Here is a 17,424-nt window from a genome sequence, read left to right as displayed (position 1 = left end):
TGTTGTTATTGGTGGAGAAATTTCACTAAAGTCGTGTGCATTTGGATAAATTATTTTAGCTTGATGAAAATCTCCCTTTTATTTGTAATTTAATCGATTTTATCTCAAAATTCGGGATGCTGTGTGCTTTGAAGAAATCGCTCAGCAACCGGTCTAACTCTTCATTCTCATAATCCTCTATATGGTCGTTATCCGAACTGAACAGATGGTGATGATGGGTAAGGATACAATCATAACGGGCTGCTTCTCCTTCGGTACGGAACTTTGTGACCACGCCGTTCTTCACGAGTGTGTCGAGCGTTTTGTATACCGTGCCGGTAGCAATATTGGGATTTTTTTTGCGTACAAAGTCGATGATTTGCTCAGCAGCAGGATGATCCTGTAACGCATAAAGAGCCTCTAATACACTAATCCTTTGTGGGGTGATTTTTAACCCTTTGTTTTTCAGTTTCTCCCGTATCGCGTCTGTATGGGCTTCCATATATTTCTTCTATAAATAGGAATCATTCTCTTTTAGAACAAATTCTCCTTTGAAAAGTTCATGGTTATTCAATTTTTATTATTCGGCATTACCGTTATTTTCCCAGGCACTTAACCACTCAGGCGCTTAACCACCTTCCCCTGGTTAAGTTTTCAACATGTTTTGTTCATAACTTCTGGAAAAGAATGACCGTTTAAATTCCCGAAGGAACAAATTACTCCCTACCTTTACACTCCTTTTAACAAAAACCTATTGAGATGGAAAGACAAAAAAGAAAATCTGCGGTTAAAGTAGTTGAAAAAACGGTTGCAGCACCCGATATTGGCAAGCTACCTCCTCAGGCAAGAGAACTGGAGGAAGCGGTGCTTGGGGCACTGATGCTTGAAAAAGATGCTTATTCGGTTGTCAGTGAAATATTGAAGCCGGAAAGTTTTTATGATCCTTCCCACCAGTTGATCTATGATTCCATTCAGGGGCTTGCCATGCAACAAAAACCTGTGGATGTCCTGACGGTTGTGGAGGAACTGAAACGGCGGGGTGAGTTGGAGACTGCCGGGGGGGCGGTCTATATTGCCGAACTCTCGGAAAAGGTAGCCTCTGCTGCCCATATAGAATATCATGCCCGTATCATTGCGCAGAAATCTATGGCAAGAGAGTTGATCGCTTTCTCTTCGGATGTGTCGCAGCAGGCTTTTGATGAAACGGTGGATGTGGATGATCTCATGCAGGAGACTGAAGGGCGTCTGTTTGAGATTTCTCAGCGGAATGTGAAAAAAGATGTGATCCAGATCAACCCTGTCATCCGTGAGGCGATGAATAATATTCAGCTGGCGGCTAACCGGAAAGACGGGATGAGTGGTCTGCCGACCGGTTTCAAGGAGTTGGACAAACTGACGTCGGGCTGGCAGAGATCCGATCTGGTGATTATTGCTGCGCGTCCTGCCATGGGGAAGACTGCTTTTGTATTGTCAATGGCAAAAAATATGGCGCTTGATTTCGAGCAGCCGGTGGGTGTTTTTTCACTTGAGATGTCGAATGTGCAGTTGGTGAACAGGCTAATAGTGAACGTATGCCAGATAAAAGGGGAGAGCATCAAGAGCGGTCGTCTTTCTGAAGATGAATGGGAACGGCTCGATAAAAATCATAAGTTCTTGTATAATGCTCCTATTTATATCGACGATACGCCCAGTTTGTCGGTATTTGAGTTACGTACCAAAGCCAGGCGGTTAGTCCGGGAACATGGTGTGCAAATACTGATCATCGACTACCTGCAGTTGATGAATGCAAGTGGAATGAGTTTTGGTAGCCGTGAGCAGGAGGTGAGTATGATCTCCCGTTCATTGAAAGGATTGGCCAAAGAGTTGAATATCCCCATTATCGCCCTGTCGCAGTTGAACCGTGGAGTGGAATCACGACAGGGGCATGAAGGTAAAAGGCCGCAACTGGCCGACCTGCGCGAGTCGGGTGCAATTGAGCAGGATGCCGATATTGTTTGTTTCATTCATCGCCCCGAATATTACAGGATTACTGAAGATGAACGTGGCAATTCGTTGGTGGGTATCGCTGAGATCATCGTGGCAAAGCATCGTAACGGCCCTACCGGTATTGCCAGCATGCGCTTCGATAATGAGTATGCCCGTTTTCAAAACCTGGACGATTATGCTGTGGGAAGGAATTACGTAGAGCGTCCTTCGAGGATGAATGCCCAGTCGAAACCGGCTGACTCATCCACCGATTCATCCTTCTCTTCATCCGGCCTCGTGCCACAGGGGAATGACCCGTTGCCATTTTAGCAACTAACCTAATTGTGTTTAAAATCTTATAATTACTGTCAAACTGCTTGTCGCATTTGATCCCCACAAAGGTATAAATCCAAATAATATTTCTATTTTTGTGCATTAAAGCTGCCTAAGCAGCTCATCTAAATTAAAACAAAAGATGCATAACAGGTTTAATCTGAGTAAAATATTCTGGACCGTACTTTTCTTAGGTATATCACTCCTTTCACTTCAAGCGCAGGATCTGAAGTATAAAACAGTGGAGGTGAATGGACAAACTTATTATGAATATAACGTTCAATCGGGAGAAGGTCTCTATGCTATCTCGCGGACTTTTTCGGTGTCGGTAGCCGATATTCTTCGTCATAATCCCGGAGCGGAAAGAGGTCTGCAGAACGGACAGAAACTATTGATCCCGGTTGCCGGTGAAAATAAAGGACAGGTAGTTTCTCCTTCGCAGAGTGCCAATGTTCCCCAGTCCTCCCAGTCACCTCGTCCCTTTCAGCCTTTTCAATCTTTACCGGCAGACCAGAATACAACATTCCAGCATACCGTAGTGCTTGGTGAGACTGTGTACGGTATAGCCAAGATGTACCATACTACTGTGGATGAGATATTCCGTCTTAATCCGGGAGCCAGGGAGGGGATTGCTGAAGGACAGGTGCTTACTATTCCGCAACGGCGGGTTATCAGTCAGGAAAAAGAAGAGAACTATCGTTACCATACCATACTTCCTAAAGAGACGCTCTATTCCGTATCGAAAACCTATTCCCTGAAACCGGAGGATGTGATGAGGGCAAACCCCGGACTGTCTGTGGAGACATTCCAGATAGGAAAAACTATTCGCATTCCTTTTTTCGAATCGTATGAGGTAATCTTACCTTATGAAGAACAGACCACTAACATTATCCATAAAGCCAGCAGGGGAGAAACTCTCTACAGCATTGCAAAACGCTATAATGTGGAAGTACAGGAAATCCAGCGGTTGAATCCTATGCTTGAAGGGGGATTGAAGAGCAATATGGAGTTGCTGGTTCCGGTAAAAAGGATTCTTGTAGAGGATGATTCCAGATCGAATGCAAATGAAGCGAATCGATTGCTCACTCAGCAGATTCCGTCAGAAAGGGTCAATGTGATGAAAGTGGGATTGCTGTTACCATTCCTGGACGAGACGAGAGGCTCTCATTTGCGTCTTCAGGAGTATTATGAAGGTTTTCTTCTGGCGGTGGAAAAAATGAAGAGCAACGGAGCCAATATAGAATTGTATGTTTTTGAAATTGGCAAAGGAGACGACACTCAGAAGTTGCAAAGTTTGCTTGGTACAATGGAGATGCAATCTCTCAATCTGATCATCGGTGGTGTCAGTGATGCACAAATCAAGATGCTTTCAGATTTTTCCAGGTCCCATAATATGAAATATGTGGTGCCGTTCTCGCAGAGTAACGGAGAGGTGCTGAACAACGGAAACCTGTTCCAGGTAAATCCTGTGCAACATATGACTTATATCAAAACTGCTTCTGTTTTCCTCCAGACGTTCCGCAATGCCAATATCATTTTTGTGCAGGGAGGTGCGAATGATAAAAATGAGTTTATATCCCTGTTGCAGAACGACCTTCGCAGGAATAACGTCAGATATGAAACGTTGAATGCCACAACCACACTCAGTAGTACGATCCTTGCGTTGATGAGCAGAAGTAAAGAGAATGTGATTGTGCCGGCCAGCGGTGATTCCGGATTGTTGCGTCAGATAACGGATGAATTGAGGAAAGTGCAGGAGTCTGATTCCGGCTTTGCCATCCGCCTGTTCGGTTATCCTGACTGGCAAGCCTATTCTAATGTGAAAGAAGATTACAGCCTGTTTAATACTTATATCTTCGCTCCTTTCTTTGCTAACGAACAGAGCCGTGACGTGGAGGCTTTCAAAAGCAATTTCCGTAAGTGGTATGGTCGGGATCTTCTGGAAACGTTTCCCAGCTACGGTATGTGGGGCTATGATACTGCTTTGTTTTTCCTGACGGCTTTACAGCGGTATGGCAATAATTTCGAGCAAAATATAGAACGGGTGAATGTAAATTCACTCCAATTCCCGTTCCATTTCGAACGACCCAATAATTGGGGTGGTTTCATCAATTCCGGACTCTATTTTATTAATTATAGCACGGACGGAAGAATCATTAAAACCGATAAAAGCCAATGAGACCCTTTTTTAGCCTTGTTGTTCTAGCTTTTTTGCTCTCTTTGGGTATTTCTCCACTGTATGCCCAAAAAGAAGTGTTCAAAGGTGAACTGTATTTGGGGGCCGGTGGCGGAAGCCTTTTCTCAAAGGTGGATTTTGTGCCGGGTGTACCTTTGGCTTTCAAGCAGGGAAGCTTTGGTGGTGTGTCGGCAAAATATATTTCTGAAAAAAATTTGGGACTTCTTGTGGAAGTTAACTATGCCCAACGGGGATGGAAAGAGGAATTTGACCCGGCTTCAGATTTCTCTTACAGCAGGACACTGAACTATATTGATATACCATTTATGACGCATATCTATGCGGGAGGAAAAACACGCTTTATAATGAATATCGGTCCTCAGATATCCCTATTGGTCGGCGATAAGCAGGATATGAGCCAGGCGTTGTCTGACCATCTGGATGAGCTCAGGGCTGAGGATGAAGATATCAGAGTGGGAATGCAATACGAGGGCGTGTATGAACTGAAACGGGTGGATTATGGTTTAGCTGCCGGAATAGGGATGGAATTGAAAACCGGTATCGGTGATTTTGATCTGGAAGGACGCTACTATTTCGGACTGGGAGATATTTTTACCAGTCGCCGTAGCGAACAAGCCTATTTTTCCCGTTCGGCTTCCCGTGTGATCGGGGTGAAATTGACTTATTATATTAAAGTGTTTTAAAAGTGGCTAAGCGGCTGAGTAGCTATGGTGTCACAATAAAATAATCAGATAAAATTTTGGAATAGAAAAAAAGAATTGTACTTTTGTCGAACAAAAACAAATGAATATATGTTCATATATTTGTTTGAATTTTTTCAATATGATGGAAATGGAAAAAGAGACAGATGTATTGGAAAGAAGTAAGATAGACCGTTCTCAATTTGAAGAGGCGGCCTATATTCTGAAGGCGTTGGCCAATGAAACCCGTTTGTGTGTTATTATGCAGCTTACCCGGGATGGTGAAAAATCGGTGACCGGGTTAATGGAACAAATGGACTGTGAGCAATCGTTGCTATCACACCATCTGACAGATATGCGGGCAAAAGGGATACTCCGTTGTCGCAAAAGCGGAAAGAATAGTTTCTATTCTCTTAGCGATAAGCGATTCTCGAATGTGTTGAAGTGTATCCTGGATTGTGGCAATTAAAGTGGAAAAGTGGTTAGGTGGTTAAGTGATCAAGTGGCTGGGGATAAGATAAGGATTTAGACAATAAAAGAAATATATGAAAAATTTTTTTAAGAAACATTGGTTGAGAATGGCCGGAATATTAGTCGGTGCATTGGTCGGATATATTTATTACCATTACGTGGGATGTCTGAGTGGAACATGTCCTATCACTTCCAACCCATATAGGATGATGATATACGGGGCATTGGTAGGTTATCTGCTTTTCGATCTTTTCTCAAGCGATAAAAAAACAAAGGATGCAAAACAAGATATTCAACAATAACTAATTGAAGTATATAATGAAAACAAATTTTTTAATGGCTGCTGTAGCTCTGGTATTTATACTGGCTTCATGTAGTAACGCTGCACAGAAGGCCGATTCAAACAATGGTGAAACGGACGTAATAAAAACAAAAGATAGTATGACAACATCAAAAAAAACAATTCAATTGACAAGGGCCGACTTTTTGACGAAAGTGGCCAATTTCGAAGAAAATCCCGATCAATGGGTCTATTTGGGAGACAAACCCTGTATCATTGATTTTTATGCCGATTGGTGTGGCCCTTGCAAGATGGTTGCGCCCATCCTAGAAGAACTGGCCAACGAATATGACGGTGAAATCTATATCTACAAAGTGGATACGGAAGCAGAGCAGCAACTGGCTGCCGAATTCGGTATCCGGAGTATACCATCCTTGCTCTTTGTCCCGATGGGCGAAGCTCCGCAGATGGCACAGGGAGCACTTCCAAAAGATGCTTTCAAGCAGGCTATCGAAGAGGTACTGTTGAAAAAATCATAAATTCAGGAAAAGATGGACCAGATGTTTTTTGAAAGCAGGAGCCGGTATGGATTCGAGGAAACGGTAAGCAGGCTTTCCGAAATCATTCCCGAGGGAGGTTGGAAGGTGATTCACATTCACGATTTACAGGAAACGATGAGAAAGAACGGGAAAGAAGTCAATCCCGTAAAAGTGATCGAACTATGCAAGCCCGATTATGCTTATCGCCTTTTGTCGGAAGATACGCTTCGCATTTATTCCAATATGATGCCCTGCCGCATCTCGGTCTATGAAAAAGAGGATGGTAAGACTTACGTATCGCGCTTGAATTCTGCTATGCTTAGTTCGATGATAGGTGGGGTGGTAGAGGATGTAATGTCCCAGGCATATCGCGATGCGGAGAGTTTTATATTTTATCTGATTGGCTGATTTTTTGTACCTTTGTACTCTCAAGTTACAGCTTACGGATGAAGAATATTCAGGATTATGAAATAATGGCGCCGGCAGGATCTTATGAATCGCTGACCGCTGCTATACAGGGCGGTGCGGATTCCATTTACTTCGGCATCGAAGGGTTGAATATGCGTGCCAAATCGTCCAATAATTTCACTATTGCCGATTTGCACAACATCGCGGCTATTTGTCGCGATCATAATATAAAAAGCTATCTTACGGTCAACACCATCATTTACGACAACGACATGGAACTGATGCGAAAGGTGGTGGATGCAGCGAAGGAGGCGAATCTATCGGCTGTTATTGCCGCCGATGTGGCGGTGTTGATGTATGCGCGGAGTATTGGCGTGGAGGTACACTTATCCACCCAATTGAATATTAGTAATACCGAGTCGTTGAAGTTCTACGGGCAGTTTGCCGATGTGGTGGTACTGGCACGCGAGTTGAATATGGATCAGGTGGCTTCTATTTATCGGGATATAGTCGACCAGCAAATCAAGGGACCGTCGGGTGAGTTGATCCGTATCGAGATGTTTTGTCACGGTGCCCTGTGTATGGCAGTTTCTGGGAAGTGTTATCTCAGCCTGCATGAAAAGGATCTCTCGGCCAACCGGGGAGCCTGTAACCAGATTTGTCGACGAGGATATATTGTCAAGGATAAGACCAGCGAGATAGAACTGGAGATCGATAATGAATATATTATGTCGCCCAAAGATCTCAAGACTATCCACTTTATGAACAAGATGATGGATGCCGGCGTACGGGTATTCAAAATTGAAGGACGTGCACGAGGCCCGGAATATGTAAGGGTGGTTACATCATGCTACAAGGAGGCGGTACAGGCTTATTGTAACGACACATATACGGAAGAGAAGATAAATAACTGGAACGAGCGTCTTTCCACCGTATTCAATCGTGGGTTCTGGGACGGCTATTACCTTGGGCAGCGGTTAGGAGAGTGGACACACCGCTACGGATCGGGTGCCACCAAACGAAAAGTGTACGTTGGGAAAGCCGTCAAGCATTTCGGAAAACTCGGCGTAACAGAGTTCCTGGTGGAAACCCAATCGGTAAAACCGGGAGATGAACTATTAATTACAGGACCTACCACCGGTGCCATCTTTATTACTGCCGATGATATCAGGGTAGATCTTACCTCCGTTTCCGAAGCGATGAAAGGAGACCACTTTTCTATCAGGACCAATGAAAAGATCCGCCCTAACGATCAACTCTATAAAATGGTAGCTGCTAACCGAACAGGGACGGCTCATGAGAGATAGGGAATTCCGGCTTTCGTAATAAATTAAGTTCTATCTGATTTTTATAAAAGTTCAGTTATTATTTATTTATCTTTGTCCTATAAATATTGTATCTCATGTAACTAACAAAACATCATTCATCATGAAAAAAATTCTATTAGTCGCAATCGTATTGGTTTGTATGGGAGCATCACAGAATGCGAGCGCCCAGAAGGGAGATTTAAAGGATATCGACCATTTAAGTTTCTACGGTGTTGATTTTACCTATGCCAAAGTTTACGGCGCAGATGAGACTGCCCACCAGTTCCTGGATGCATTTATAAGGATCAATGATCTGTTTGAGTCGGAACCTAAAACGTATAACGTGAGCAAAGCGTTCGGCATCAGAAGCGACGAACTTTTTAACAGGCAGGTGAAACAGGATGTGGACAATATTCCTCGAAATGAGTTATTTACAGACGATAATAAGTATGCTGTAACTGATGCCGATATTGATCAGGTGGTAGCAAAGATTGAAAAAGAAGGTGACAGCCAATATGGTGCCGTAATTGTTGCCGGGTTGCTCAACAAAACGGCCAATCACGGTACATTCACTTTCGTGGTTTTTGACCAGGATACCAAAGAGATCATCTTTCAGCAGGAAGCGACCGGTAAGGCGCGTGGCTTTGGCCTTCGCAATTTTTGGGCAGGCGCACTTCGGGGAGCTATGAAAAATGTGAGATAGTCTTTGTCGTAAAAATATGGAAAAATGGCTTTCGGGGCGCTAAAAGGCAAACCGGAAGCCTATTTTTATACCCTGTCTTTTTGCTCCCGGCAGGTCAAGGTGAGTGAACCGCCGGTAATAATCCACCCGGAATACTTTGAAAATATTTTCCACCCCTATACTCCCTTCCATATAAATATCGCCATGCATGGGGTGTGCTGACTCAGGAAAGATGAACAGCCCATAGGTTTCAGCAGGATTGTTTTTGTCGGTCAGGTTACCATAATAGCCGCTGAATGTCAATACTTCACGTAACTGCAACTTCTTTATCAGGGGAATTCGGTTCAGTATCCATCCCTTCAGGAAATAGCTTGTATACAAGGAAATATACTCATCCGATACGAATTCGAACGGTTGCATCAGGTGGAATCGGTTTTTTTCTATGAAAACGGAAGGATTTACTTCGGGGCTTGCAAGCATTGGGAAAGGCACCTGATTCCATACTTTCCCTGCGGAGAGATAACCGTCGATATGGCCGAACGACGACAGCCAAAACCTATCCGAAACAGTTGCCTGTGACTGATGATAGGCATAATCGCCACCTGAAAATCCGCGATAGGCATATTCGTGCATCAGTTTCAATTGGATGTTGTCGTTGATGAAATTTACTTTGGCGTTGCGCCCACCCCTGTTTGCACCATAATCCTGCATCCCCGGTGCGAATGAAATCTCGCCTCCCACTTTCGATAGTGTGAAACCGGGAATATCTATCAGTTCATTTTCGTTAACCTGTAAACGATATTCCAATGCGCCGGCAGGCGTGTCTTTGGTATGTTTCCACCATGCCGAAACACCCAGTCCCGACATCCAGTCGACGGTGTATGCCAGTTTATACCGGTTCTGGTAACTCCGGTTGGAGATTCCGGCTGTGCCAAGCGCCACGAACAGGTTGTCTTTCAGGGCCTCGTTCATTTGCATACCCAAAGAATAGAGGTCGTATTCGGCCGTGAACGATAGATCGTTGCGTGGGAACTCCTGCCAGTAGTTTTGTTTTTTCACAAAAGAATAGCCGGCAGTAACGGAATATTTCCACTTTTGGTCTTTGAAACCGTAGGCGCCATATCCCGAAAGAAAAATGCGGGGATGAAAATGTGCTGTGGTCATGGCACCGAGCCGAAGGCGTTGTCCTTCGATGGGGTTGGTACCATAAAATGTCCACACCTGCCCAATGTCGATTTTACTTTTCGACTGCCGTTCGTTTGATGTTTTGATATAACCTGTAATGATTATTTCAAGGAACTTCTCGAACCTTCTGTACATAGGAACGTCCTGCAGTTCATCCATTAGTTTGGGTAGATCAGATTCGACCCTTTTTAGTGCTACATGCCGATGGTCTTGCCAGAATGCTTCATCCGTTTTTTCCGGATAAACCATCTCTCCGTTTTCAATATAGCGGTAAGAGCGAACCTGATGTGCATACACTTTGGTAAGAAGATCGCTCATGGCGAAATTGGCATATACATCTTCTTTTTCATTTGTCCATAATCCGTTTTCCTGCAGGTTGAAATGCTGTATAACCCGTAAATTTTCGAGGAAATTGATATTCAGATTTCGCGGTATGGACAGGTCGGCCCGTTTGATGGCAAAATTGTTGTCGATGGCGATGTAGAGATTTCCGTTGAAGCTGTAACTCTCAGGATTGAACGGGAAAAATGCCACGTTCACACACCGGATATTGTCAATCGTCAACGTGTCCTGGATAAAAAATTTGTAATAAAGCGTAGCCAATGCTGATGAGGTAGGGCTGACGAATTGATTGAGCAGCACGTCGATATTGTCATCGTAGATATCTACTTCCCGGAACACCTGCTCCAGAAAAACATCCATCGATCCGTCGTTAAATGTTTCTTCCACTCCTTCGCTTCGTCTGGCAATAATATTTTTTTTCAGACTGCCGGAGAGGTTATCTGTGCGTACATTTGTCAGCATCTCACGCATCGAGAGGGTCAATACCTGTTTACCGGTGAAAATAGAAGTATCCAGATGATTCTCGATAAATCCGAAATTCTTTTTCAGTAAACGGTTTTCCAGTTTGAAATTATCCCAGTAAAGCGTCAACTTTTCGTATTGTTCATACTCTATCCCAGGGATGTTTTTTATCCGGTTTTGTTCTTTGTTTGCAATCACCTGCTTCATGAGTTCCACTGCCGGATTATTTTTACGCGAATAGCGCGGGTTATCGGGCCTTACCACTACCTCGGTCAGTCCGATGGTAGAGGGATTGAGGCGGATCCGGATGATCTCTCCTGTACCTATTCGCTCCGGCAATACCTCGGTTTTTGTTTCAAAGCCAATCGATGAAACTATGATCTTCCGGTTTCCAGGTAAGTATCTCATACTAAAATATCCGTCGATATCCGTGGCGGTACCGATGGTGGTGTTTTCCAATTGTACCGAGGCAAATGAGACCGGCTCCCCGGTTATGCTGTCCATCACAACCCCGTGAATGAAACCGGATTGCTGTGCCTGCGACGGGAAAGATGCTACCGAAAAGCAGAAAATCAGAATGAGAAAATAGAAAGTATATGTAGGAAGTAGTTTCAAAATTGAGTCAGTTTTACAAATAGGTGATGCCAGTGTAAGAAACGGTTGAGTGCAAAAATACAAATTTCCTTTGTGGAATCGTTATTTGACATCCCGAAAAAATTGAGTACTTTTGTGGGCAATTAGAACTTCTTCATGTATGCCGTTAAAAATTGTAGAGATAAGTGAGAAAGGTGTTGATATAGATGAAATTGAGCAATTGCTCTTTGGTGGTGCAAAAGTAGCAGTGTCATCAAAGTTAAAAGACAAGGTTACAAAAAGTTTTCATTTCTTACAGGAATTTTCCGTCGATAAAGTGATTTATGGTGTCAATACCGGTTTCGGTCCGATGGCACAATATCATATTAAGGATGAGGAGATTAATCAACTTCAATATAATATCATCCGGAGTCACTCTGTAGGGGCGGGGCCACCCATTGAGCCCGTTTATGTGAAATCGGCAATGATAGACCGACTATGCACATTTGCCCAGGGTTACTCCGGCATTCATCCTGCACTGATCCAGACGCTGATCGATTTTATCAACTTCGATATCAACCCTTATGTGCCCTCGCACGGAAGCGTAGGGGCCAGCGGTGATCTGGTCCAATTGGCACATATTGCACTTGTACTGATCGGTGAAGGAGAAGTATTTTACAATGGCAAATTGCATCCCACAGCTGATGTGATGAAACAAACCGGCATCGAGCCGTTCAAACTGCATATTCGTGAAGGACTGGCGCTCACAAACGGTACATCTATGATGACCGGCGTAGGACTGGTCAATCTCATTCTTGCCAGGAAACTGCTTCATCACGCTCTCGTGGCATCAGCTATGATGAATGAAATTGCCCAATCGTACGATGACTTTCTGGCTCCTGAGCTCAATGGTGTTAAGCGGCATAACGGCCAGGTCGAGACGGCAGCATTTATGCGCGAGTGGCTTAAGGATAGCGAATTGCTCCGAAACCGTAAGAAAGAACTCTATAACGGTACCAAAGCTTCGCATTTCAAACAGAAGGTGCAGCCCTATTATTCGCTCAGGTGTGTGCCGCAAGTGCTCGGACCTGTATGGGATACAGTGAAAATAGCCCAGCAAGTGATTATAGATGAACTTAATTCGGTGAGTGACAATCCAATCGTAGATTGTTCTTCGGGAAATATCTATCATGGTGGGAATTTTCATGGCGATTATATCTCTTTCGAAATGGATAAACTGAAAATTGCCGTCACCAAAATGATTATGCTGATGGAGCGTCAGCTCAACTACCTGATGCATGATAAAGTGAATGAAATTCTTCCGCCGTTTGTCAATCTCGGTACGCTCGGACTCAACTATGGGATGCAAGCTATGCAGTTTACTGCTACATCGACCACAGCTGAAAACCAGACCCTTTCTTATCCGATGTATCTGCACAGCATTCCCAATAACAATGACAACCAGGATATCGTAAGTATGGGGACCAACTCTGCGTTGCTCGCCAAGACGGTTATCGAAAATGGCTTTCAGGTGATGGCGATTCATTATATGGCTATTGTTCAGGCTATTGATTGCTTGCAGGCAGCGGAGAAGTTATCCCCAAAAAGTCAGGAAATTTATCATGAAATAAGAAGTTTTTTTCCTACATTTGTGGATGATAAACCCAGATACAAAGATATTAACCGGATTGTTGAATATCTGAAAACCAAAAGTATTGTATCATGACAAAATATGCACTCGTAACGGGCGGAAGCCGGGGTATCGGGCGGGCAATCTGCATTCGTCTGGCATCGATGGGTTACAGCGTTTTGATTAATTATAACAACAGTCTACAAGAAGCAGAGCAAACATTGGAAGCCGTTCGTAATGCGGGTGCCGATGGTGAATTGATCCGTTTTGATGTAGCTGACCGCGAACAGGTGGAGGCAGCGTTTAATCAATGGACAACAAATCATCCCGACCATTATATCGAAGTGCTTGTCAACAATGCCGGTATCCGTAAAGACAACCTGATGCTCTGGATGGAACCAGACGAATGGGACAGCGTGATCAATGTCAGTCTTAATGGATTTTATAATATTACACGTCTGTTGGTGAAGAATATGCTTGTGAAACGTTTTGGCCGGATTGTGAATATTGTATCTTTGTCCGGTATAAAAGGCATGCCGGGTCAGACAAATTATTCCGCATCCAAAGCCGGTGTGATTGCCGGAACCAAGGCGCTTGCACAGGAAGTGGCAAAAAAAGGAGTTACTGTGAATGCGGTGGCGCCGGGTTTCATCAAATCGGATATGACACAGGATTTGGATGAAAACGAACTGAAAAAAATGATCCCCTCCGGAAGATTCGGGACACCTGAAGAGGTGGCGTCCCTCGTCGGATTTCTTGTTTCCAAAGAAGCCGGTTACATCACGGGCGAAGTGATTTCAATCAACGGGGGGATTTATACGTAATCGTCAATTCATTATATGAACAGAGTAGTTATCACGGGAATGGGGATTTATTCCTGTATCGGAAAAAACAAAGACGAAGTTCGTCAATCTTTATATGAAGGGAAATCGGGTATCGGGTTTGATCCTGTACGGAAGGAATTTGGCTTTCGTTCGGGACTTACGGGTATACTCGAAGTGCCCGATCTGAAAACTCAGCTCGACCGCCGTCAACGTGCAGGGATTCCCGAGCAGGGAAAATATGCTTACATAGCCACTTTAGAAGCTTTTGAACAGGCTAAGATCGACAATGATTTCCTGGAAAATAACGAAGTAGGAATTCTCTACGGTAACGACAGCTCTGCTCAACCGGTTATTGAGGCCTGCGATATCATTCGTCAAAAAAGAAATACTGCATTGGTGGGTTCAGGCTCTATCTTTCAGAGTATGAACTCTACCATCACAATGAATTTGTCGGTTATATTCAAACTGAAAGGGATAAATTTTACTGTGTCAGGTGCTTGCGCAAGTGGTTCGCACGCTATTGGCATAGGTTACCTGCTTATCAAACAAGGACTTCAGGATTGCATTGTATGTGGTGGGGCACAGGAGGTAAATCTGTTTTCCATAGGCAGCTTTGACGGGCTTTCAGCGTTTTCGGTACGTGAAGACGAACCGGCAAAAGCATCCCGCCCGTTCGATAGAAACCGCGATGGGTTAGTGCCGAGCGGTGGTGGAGCCACGGTCATTCTCGAGAGTTATGAGTCGGCAGTCAGGCGTGGTGCACCCATCCTTGCCGAAGTGGCGGGTTATGGGTTTTCATCCAATGGGAACCATATTTCCGTACCCAATGTGGATGGTCCGAAACGTTCTCTGGAGATGGCGATACGCGATGCCGGCATTTCGCTTGAAGAAATCGGTTACCTCAGCGCACACGCTACCTCTACGCCCGTAGGCGACCTGAACGAGGCAAAAGCGATCGATGCCGTTTTTGGCGATCATAAACCCTATGTGGGATCTACCAAAGCGATGACCGGGCACGAAATGTGGATGGCAGGTGCGAGCGAAGTGATCTATTCGATGTTGATGATGCAAAATGATTTTATCGCTCCGACTATCAACTTTGAACAGGCAGATGACGATGCCCCCCAACTCAACATTCCAACAAAAGCAATACATCATTCTTTTGATACTTTTTTATCGAATTCATTTGGTTTTGGAGGTACCAATTCATCGTTGGTAATCAAGAAATTCAAGCAATAACATAACGCAATCATCTTATATTGAATCATGGATAAAACGGAACTTATCAAACTCATTAACGAAAATCTTGCAGAGGAGTTCGAAGTGGATATCGAGACAATTACGCCCGAGGCACACCTGATGGAAACGCTCGATCTGGACAGTCTCGATCTGGTGGATATGGTAGTGCTGATAGAGCAAAATTTCCACTTTACACCCAAAGCGACTGATTTCAGGGAAATAGCCACTTTTCAAGACTTCTATGATTTTATAGAATCAAAAATGAATGGGCGACAATAACGACAAGGAATGGAGCGGAAAAACGCGTGGAGGCTCTTTCGGTTATGGTTTCTTTATTTTTCTGATTGACCGATTGGGAGTGCGGTTCGCGTATATTTTTTTGGCTTTTGTCGTTGTCTATTTCATTCCTTTTGCTCCGAAAGCTACTGCAGCATCATGGTGGTACGCACGGAATATTTTGAAGAAATCCCTCTTTCAATCGTTCCTTTTCCTGTTTGTGAATTATTACCGTTTCGGACAGACTTTGATCGATAAAGTCGCTGTTTCGGCAGGAAAAAAAGACCGGTATCAGTTTGTTTTTGATGAATCATATTCCCGTTTTCTGGAAATTCTGAATCAGGAGAGAGGGGCTATCATGGTGAGTGCACATGTCGGGAACTGGGAAATCGGAGCCCCTTTTTTTGATAAATACGGTAAGAAAATACATATCGCCATGCTCGATGCTGAGTACCGGAAAATCAAAGAAATGCTTGAGCAGCATAGTGAAAGTCGCAACTATAACGTGCTCCCCCTTGATGAAACGGACGGGTTATCGAATATCCTCCGGGCGAAAGCTATACTCGACCGTCATGAATATATCTGTTTTCAGGGTGACCGTTTTTTAGAAAATACACAGACTGCTGAAGTCGGGTTTCTTGGTAAAACAGCCCGTTTTCCCATTGGCCCTTTTCTACTGGCTTCACGCTTACAGGTTCCCGTAATTTTCTATTTTTCCATGCGTGAACGGGGGATGAAATATAAATTTCATTTCCGGATAGTCGAATCTGTATCCGGAGGCTCCGGATCAAAATCTGAATTCCGGCTTTTGGAACAATACGTACAAGCACTTGAAACCATTGTGCAAGGATATCCGCACCAATGGTTCAACTATTACCGGTTCTGGGGGAAATGAGGTTATTGTGATGACTGTTTTTATGAAGATTTGTATTTTTCGATAATAGAAAATAATGAAATTAGAAGCACCACTAAAACAAGCTTATGAAAGCGACCATCTTACAGCCTCTGAGGCGCAGCGGATGGCACATTTGATCGCATTTGCACCGGTGGTCTTTCAGGTTGCCAGACTGATGCACAAATTCGGGATTTTCTCGCTTTTGCGTGACAGCGATAACGGGCTGACTATGGATAAGGTGGCTGAACGGGTAGGAATTTCACGTTATGCGGCACAGGTCTTACTGGAGTCGTCACTTACTGCCGGAACGGTTCTGCTGAAAGATGAACGCTTTTATCTAAGTAAGACGGGCTGGTTTTTCCTGACCGATCCGATGATTGAAGTGAACATGAGCTTCAACCACGATGTGAATTATCTGGGACTCTTTTCGCTTGAAGAAGCTTTGTTGAACGGTAAACCTGAAGGATTGAAAGTTTTTGGTGACTGGCCAACCATTTATGAAGGACTTTCGTCACTACCTGACCAGGTCCGGAAAAGCTGGTTCGGGTTCGACCATTTTTATTCCGACAACTCATTTCCCCAGGCGCTTGAAGTAGTTTTTGCCCATTCGCCCAAAACGTTGCTCGACGTGGGGGGAAATACCGGTCGTTGGTCATTGCAATGCGTGAATCATTCACCCGATGTACAAGTTACCATCATGGATTTACCACAGCAGATAGGGTTGATGAAATCACAAACTGAACATCTGCCGGAGGCTGATCGTATTCACGGATATCAGGCTGATTTATTGGATCCTGAGACTTCGTTTCCCGGCCCTTTTGATGCCATCTGGATGAGTCAATTCCTGGATTGTTTTTCGGAGGAACAGGTTTTCAGTATTGTTTCCCGTGCGGGCAAGTCCATGACCGGGAATACCCGCCTGTTCGTGATGGAAACATTTTGGGACCGGCAACGGTTTGAGACTTCGGCATTCTGTCTGGCACAGACAAGTGTTTATTTCACTGCCATGGCAAACGGAAACAGTAAAATGTACTATTCCGGGGATATGATGCGGATTATTGAGAAAGCCGGTCTGAAGATCGACAAGATTCATGATAATATCGGACTGGGACATAGTATTCTGGAATGTGTAAAGAATGAAGAGTGAAAAATGAAGA

17 protein-coding genes are annotated in these 17,424 nt (G+C 44.2%); 15 read left to right on the top strand and 2 right to left on the bottom strand.

The features are described from left to right. Window positions 1-55: 55 nt before the first annotated feature. Window positions 56-481 carry a Fur family transcriptional regulator gene (locus tag PSM36_RS13765; protein WP_076931415.1) on the bottom strand — a complete coding sequence of 142 codons (426 nt, stop codon included), beginning with the start codon at window positions 479-481 and terminating at the stop codon, window positions 56-58. A gap of 257 nt (window positions 482-738) precedes the next feature. On the opposite strand from PSM36_RS13765, the gene dnaB reads away from it, so the two are divergent. The 9 genes from dnaB (at window position 739) to PSM36_RS13720 (ending at window position 8,862) form a co-directional block, all read left to right on the top strand. Then, window positions 739-2,274 carry a replicative DNA helicase gene (gene dnaB / locus PSM36_RS13760; protein WP_076931414.1) on the top strand — a complete coding sequence of 512 codons (1,536 nt, stop codon included), beginning with the start codon at window positions 739-741 and terminating at the stop codon, window positions 2,272-2,274. A 145-nt stretch (window positions 2,275-2,419) separates the two neighbouring features. Continuing rightward, a complete protein-coding gene (locus PSM36_RS13755; RefSeq protein ID WP_076931413.1) occupies window positions 2,420-4,456 on the top strand; it encodes a LysM peptidoglycan-binding domain-containing protein in 2,037 nt (678 codons plus the stop codon). Then, the gene (locus PSM36_RS13750; protein ID WP_076931412.1) at window positions 4,453-5,157 is read left to right on the top strand and encodes a porin family protein; all 705 of its coding nucleotides are present in this window, start codon (window positions 4,453-4,455) and stop codon (window positions 5,155-5,157) included. Before PSM36_RS13755 ends, PSM36_RS13750 begins: the two co-directional genes overlap by 4 nt. Window positions 5,158-5,305: 148 nt before the next feature. Continuing rightward, the gene (locus PSM36_RS13745; protein ID WP_076932280.1) at window positions 5,306-5,623 is read left to right on the top strand and encodes an ArsR/SmtB family transcription factor; all 318 of its coding nucleotides are present in this window, start codon (window positions 5,306-5,308) and stop codon (window positions 5,621-5,623) included. Window positions 5,624-5,699: 76 nt separating this feature from the next. Beyond that, window positions 5,700-5,927: a DUF6132 family protein gene (locus PSM36_RS13740; RefSeq protein ID WP_076931411.1), complete on the top strand. Its 228-nt coding sequence runs from the start codon at window positions 5,700-5,702 to the stop codon at window positions 5,925-5,927. A gap of 16 nt (window positions 5,928-5,943) precedes the next feature. Beyond that, the gene (trxA, locus tag PSM36_RS13735) at window positions 5,944-6,444 is read left to right on the top strand and encodes a thioredoxin (RefSeq protein ID WP_076931410.1); all 501 of its coding nucleotides are present in this window, start codon (window positions 5,944-5,946) and stop codon (window positions 6,442-6,444) included. Between the two features lie 12 nt (window positions 6,445-6,456). Next, window positions 6,457-6,852 carry a DUF302 domain-containing protein gene (locus PSM36_RS13730; protein ID WP_076931409.1) on the top strand — a complete coding sequence of 132 codons (396 nt, stop codon included), beginning with the start codon at window positions 6,457-6,459 and terminating at the stop codon, window positions 6,850-6,852. 38 nt (window positions 6,853-6,890) lie between these two features. Continuing rightward, window positions 6,891-8,159, top strand: a complete 1,269-nt coding sequence (locus PSM36_RS13725; protein ID WP_076931408.1) for a peptidase U32 family protein — start codon at window positions 6,891-6,893, stop codon at window positions 8,157-8,159. A gap of 121 nt (window positions 8,160-8,280) precedes the next feature. After that, on the top strand, window positions 8,281-8,862 hold the full coding sequence (locus PSM36_RS13720) for a hypothetical protein (RefSeq protein WP_076931407.1): 582 nt from the start codon (window positions 8,281-8,283) through the stop codon (window positions 8,860-8,862). Window positions 8,863-8,901: 39 nt separating this feature from the next. On the opposite strand, the gene PSM36_RS13715 is transcribed toward PSM36_RS13720, so the two are convergent. Next, entirely contained in the window at window positions 8,902-11,445 is a 2,544-nt protein-coding gene (locus PSM36_RS13715) for a DUF5686 and carboxypeptidase-like regulatory domain-containing protein (protein WP_076931406.1), read from the bottom strand. 139 nt (window positions 11,446-11,584) lie between these two features. Here PSM36_RS13715 and PSM36_RS13710 point away from each other — a divergent pair, with 139 nt between their 5' ends. From PSM36_RS13710 to PSM36_RS13685, 6 genes are read left to right on the top strand one after another with little or no spacing between them, the layout of a single operon-like run. Next, complete coding sequence (locus tag PSM36_RS13710; protein ID WP_076931405.1) at window positions 11,585-13,129, top strand: HAL/PAL/TAL family ammonia-lyase; 1,545 nt, start codon at window positions 11,585-11,587, stop codon at window positions 13,127-13,129. Beyond that, window positions 13,126-13,857, top strand: a complete 732-nt coding sequence (gene fabG, locus PSM36_RS13705) for a 3-oxoacyl-ACP reductase FabG (protein ID WP_076931404.1) — start codon at window positions 13,126-13,128, stop codon at window positions 13,855-13,857. Before PSM36_RS13710 ends, fabG begins: the two co-directional genes overlap by 4 nt. 15 nt (window positions 13,858-13,872) lie before the next feature. Further along, window positions 13,873-15,096, top strand: a complete 1,224-nt coding sequence (locus PSM36_RS13700) for a beta-ketoacyl-[acyl-carrier-protein] synthase family protein (protein WP_076931403.1) — start codon at window positions 13,873-13,875, stop codon at window positions 15,094-15,096. Window positions 15,097-15,123: 27 nt separating this feature from the next. Beyond that, window positions 15,124-15,375, top strand: coding sequence for an acyl carrier protein (locus PSM36_RS13695; RefSeq protein ID WP_076931402.1), 252 nt, complete (start codon window positions 15,124-15,126; stop codon window positions 15,373-15,375). After that, the gene (locus PSM36_RS13690) at window positions 15,362-16,267 is read left to right on the top strand and encodes an LpxL/LpxP family acyltransferase (protein ID WP_076931401.1); all 906 of its coding nucleotides are present in this window, start codon (window positions 15,362-15,364) and stop codon (window positions 16,265-16,267) included. Before PSM36_RS13695 ends, PSM36_RS13690 begins: the two co-directional genes overlap by 14 nt. Window positions 16,268-16,322: 55 nt before the next feature. After that, the gene (locus tag PSM36_RS13685) at window positions 16,323-17,414 is read left to right on the top strand and encodes a class I SAM-dependent methyltransferase (protein WP_076931400.1); all 1,092 of its coding nucleotides are present in this window, start codon (window positions 16,323-16,325) and stop codon (window positions 17,412-17,414) included. Window positions 17,415-17,424 lie beyond the last annotated feature (10 nt).

The organism is Proteiniphilum saccharofermentans (assembly GCF_900095135.1).
GTDB classification, from domain to species: Bacteria; Bacteroidota; Bacteroidia; order Bacteroidales; family Dysgonomonadaceae; genus Proteiniphilum; species Proteiniphilum saccharofermentans.
This window is presented reverse-complemented; position numbering and strand designations above follow the sequence as displayed.

Coding starts and splice junctions, on each gene's coding strand:
- PSM36_RS13765 (WP_076931415.1), bottom strand. CDS start 481: ATGGAAGCCCATACAGACGCGATACGGGAGAAACTGAAAAACAAAGGG.
- dnaB (WP_076931414.1), top strand. CDS start 739: ATGGAAAGACAAAAAAGAAAATCTGCGGTTAAAGTAGTTGAAAAAACG.
- PSM36_RS13755 (WP_076931413.1), top strand. CDS start 2,420: ATGCATAACAGGTTTAATCTGAGTAAAATATTCTGGACCGTACTTTTC.
- PSM36_RS13750 (WP_076931412.1), top strand. CDS start 4,453: ATGAGACCCTTTTTTAGCCTTGTTGTTCTAGCTTTTTTGCTCTCTTTG.
- PSM36_RS13745 (WP_076932280.1), top strand. CDS start 5,306: ATGGAAAAAGAGACAGATGTATTGGAAAGAAGTAAGATAGACCGTTCT.
- PSM36_RS13740 (WP_076931411.1), top strand. CDS start 5,700: ATGAAAAATTTTTTTAAGAAACATTGGTTGAGAATGGCCGGAATATTA.
- trxA (WP_076931410.1), top strand. CDS start 5,944: ATGAAAACAAATTTTTTAATGGCTGCTGTAGCTCTGGTATTTATACTG.
- PSM36_RS13730 (WP_076931409.1), top strand. CDS start 6,457: ATGGACCAGATGTTTTTTGAAAGCAGGAGCCGGTATGGATTCGAGGAA.
- PSM36_RS13725 (WP_076931408.1), top strand. CDS start 6,891: ATGAAGAATATTCAGGATTATGAAATAATGGCGCCGGCAGGATCTTAT.
- PSM36_RS13720 (WP_076931407.1), top strand. CDS start 8,281: ATGAAAAAAATTCTATTAGTCGCAATCGTATTGGTTTGTATGGGAGCA.
- PSM36_RS13710 (WP_076931405.1), top strand. CDS start 11,585: ATGCCGTTAAAAATTGTAGAGATAAGTGAGAAAGGTGTTGATATAGAT.
- fabG (WP_076931404.1), top strand. CDS start 13,126: ATGACAAAATATGCACTCGTAACGGGCGGAAGCCGGGGTATCGGGCGG.
- PSM36_RS13700 (WP_076931403.1), top strand. CDS start 13,873: ATGAACAGAGTAGTTATCACGGGAATGGGGATTTATTCCTGTATCGGA.
- PSM36_RS13695 (WP_076931402.1), top strand. CDS start 15,124: ATGGATAAAACGGAACTTATCAAACTCATTAACGAAAATCTTGCAGAG.
- PSM36_RS13690 (WP_076931401.1), top strand. CDS start 15,362: ATGGGCGACAATAACGACAAGGAATGGAGCGGAAAAACGCGTGGAGGC.
- PSM36_RS13685 (WP_076931400.1), top strand. CDS start 16,323: ATGAAATTAGAAGCACCACTAAAACAAGCTTATGAAAGCGACCATCTT.